This is a genomic window from Enterobacter sp. RIT637 (assembly GCF_019718755.1).
Classification (GTDB): Bacteria; Pseudomonadota; Gammaproteobacteria; order Enterobacterales; family Enterobacteriaceae; genus Enterobacter.
Window position 1 is genome coordinate 1 of the sequence record NZ_JAIHAZ010000098.1, and the last position, 623, is coordinate 623.

A 623-nucleotide genomic window follows, 5' to 3' on the forward strand; every position below is an offset into this window, starting at 1 on the left:
GATTAGACCGCGTGTTCTGCGAAACGTCACGGCGAGAAGTGAAATATACCCGAAAAAAATCTTGTCGAAGTATGACAGGTATGAGCAGTCATTATGCGCAGGAGCCCGCTCCCCGACAAGGGTGAGCGGGCATAAGTGCTGAATTTATGAGGATAAACCGTGGGATTTGCTCTCTGGCACGCGATTATTCAGCGTATCGTCGAGTTTTTTATGGTCCAGCTCTTTCACCCATTTCGCCACCACCACCGTGGCAACACCGTTACCCACCAGGTTAGTCAGGGCGCGGGCTTCGGACATAAAGCGGTCGATGCCGAGAATGAGCGCCAGGCCCGCCACCGGAAGATGCCCTACCGCCGAGATGGTCGCCGCCAGCACGATAAACCCGCTGCCCGTCACGCCCGCCGCCCCTTTCGAGGAGAGCAGTAGCACCAACAGCAAGGTGATCTGATGGAAGATATCCATGTGGCTGTTGGTCGCCTGGGCGATAAACACCGCCGCCATGGTCAGGTATATCGACGTTCCATCAAGGTTAAACGAGTACCCCGTCGGAATGACCAGCCCCACCACCGATTTACGGCAGCCCAGTTTTTCCATCTTATCGAGCATACGCGGCAGTGCGGATT

At 55.7% G+C, this 623-nt stretch carries 1 protein-coding gene; it reads right to left on the bottom strand.

Annotated elements, in window-relative coordinates; translation table 11 throughout:
- Positions 1-144 precede the first annotated feature (144 nt).
- Positions 145-623: cation:dicarboxylate symporter family transporter (locus K5E19_RS23385; RefSeq protein WP_221553317.1), on the bottom strand; the 479-nt coding region annotated here is incomplete at its 5' end.